This is a genomic window from uncultured Agitococcus sp., from assembly GCF_937920075.1.
GTDB lineage: Bacteria > Pseudomonadota > Gammaproteobacteria > Pseudomonadales > Moraxellaceae > Agitococcus.
This window is the reverse complement of sequence record NZ_CALETI010000441.1, coordinates 1-2,159: the sequence shown is the minus strand read 5'-3', so window position 1 is coordinate 2,159 and position 2,159 is coordinate 1. Positions and strand designations below refer to the sequence as shown.

Below are 2,159 nucleotides of genomic sequence, written 5' to 3'. Positions count from 1 at the left end.
ACCGTTTTTTAACTTCGGTATATTTTGAGGGTAGTATATCGATGGCTGTTATTTTGTTTTGTGGTCTGACAAATGATTGATTGCTAAAATTAACAAAATCATTTGTTTTTTCATAACAAGAAAATGCGTTTTCATCAGAGCAAAACATTCTTCTGTAAATGCTCTTAGTCTTACTCAATCCAAACTCACTATGCTCAGGCGTTAGCCATTCGTAATACTCTGCCATGCCGCAATGATAAGTCACCTTAATACTATCGGGCTTGCCTATTTTTTTGTGTATCTTAAAACTCACTCGGTCAACATTTACACGTTGCACCTTGCGTTGGTCTGATAATACCGCCCCATCATAAGCGGTTAAATCTAATTTTTTATCAGGCTCACGCGCAAAAATATATCCACATTCTGGACACTCACGCACAGCAGCATGAAGTATGGTATCGCATGACGGGCATTCTTTGGCGGGTGCTTCGCCTGTGCCTTCGCCTTTGGCCTTTACTGTCACATCGTCAATGCAGCCGTGTCTTAACACATTACCGCCATAGTCTAATAACAGGGCATTCTTTTTGTTAGGATATAGCCGCATGACACGTCCAATAATCTGCACATAAAGCGCAGTTGACTCGGTAGCGCGAATCAACACGCACATATCAGCAATGGGAAAGTTTGAGCCAGTCGTGAGTATATTTACATTAACAAGACACTTTAGGCGGCCATGCGTGAAGTCATCCAAAATATATTCATTGTCGCTTTGTGAGTGATAACAAGCCGCATTGACACCGTGACTAATTAGCTCGGTCGTGACTTGTTCAGCGTGTTCAATTGATACGCAAAAAATTAACCATGCTTTGCGGTTAGCACCTTGTTTCACAATATCAGCGACAATCTCAGGCGTTTTGCTCATGTATAGCGATTCAAGCGCACTATCTAAAAACTCACCTCCTTTGTGCTTAACCTTGCTTACATCAACTTTAACACCTCCACCGTTTGACACCACAGGGCATAAAAAACCACGTTTAATAAGTAACTTAACATCAATTTTATAAACGACACGCTCAAAAATAGGCGTTTCCCATTGTGTTAAATAACCACTGTCTAAGCGGTATGGTGTGGCGGTTAAGCCTAAAATCTTTAGATTAGGATTGACGTTTTTTAGGTTGTTAATGAGTTGGTGATACTGTCCTGCCTCGCTCGGTGCAACAAGGTGACACTCGTCAATGATAAGTATTTCATAATGCTGAATTATTGCGTTGGCAATGCTTTGAATGCCTGCAAAAACTATTTGCGCGTCCTGTGTTTTTTGGTTTAACCCTGCACTATAAAATCCCGTATCAGCATCGGGTAACAGGTTTTTTAACTCGGCCTCGTTTTGCTCTAATAATTTTTTGCGATGCGTGACAACCAAAACACGCACGTCATGCGTTATTGAGTCATGGCAGATTTTGCCAATGATTAGGCTCTTACCCGCGCCACAAGGTGCTTCTATAATGCAGCTTGTGCCATTCTGCCAGTAGGCGTAAGCACTTTGTACCGCGTCCTGTTGATAATCTCTTAGAATGATTGTCATGTTGGTTTCTCGGTTGTGCGGTACGCTATGACCGCACTTTAATGGGTTGTTTATTTTTGGCTTGGCAAATGCTTTGCAAACTCTGACCACAGCAACGGCATAGTTGGTGGCATATCGTAGCGATTCTTGGCTACATAAGCAGGATTAGCACTTAGGTTTAAAATCCTTTCGCCTGTACTGATTGCACGGTTGCGGTCATCATTAAAGCCCTTGCCCTCGGTGACTTTGATAATCTTTTTTAGGCTTGCATAACCAATAACATCAGCAAACTCACGGCATAAAGCCGCCGCCTTTTTGTGTAGTTTTAGGTCGTGTTGGTCAAAGGTTAGATGTTCGGGGTCTTCTACTTTGTTGACTTGGCTATGTGCCGTCATAATAACAAGCATACCCTTGTCACGGCATTTGTTTAATTCATCAAAAAAATACGACCAAAAAACGAGAGCCTCGTTATAACCGCGACCATAGCCAATTTTTTCGATGCTTGATACTTTGTTATCAGTGCAGACTTGTTTCCATATCAGCGTTTCTAACCAGTCTAAACTGTCAATAACCACTGTTTTAAAATCGTGTGATTCATTAACAAGCGCGTCCAATG

At 41.7% G+C, this 2,159-nt stretch carries 2 protein-coding genes; both read right to left on the bottom strand.

From position 1 onward, the window contains the following. A partial coding sequence (locus Q0212_RS14930; RefSeq protein ID WP_297926976.1) for a DEAD/DEAH box helicase occupies positions 1-1,564 on the bottom strand: 1,564 nt, incomplete at its 3' end. Positions 1,565-1,614: 50 nt separating this feature from the next. Next, positions 1,615-2,159: ATP-binding protein (locus tag Q0212_RS14925; protein WP_297926974.1), on the bottom strand; the 545-nt coding region annotated here is incomplete at its 5' end.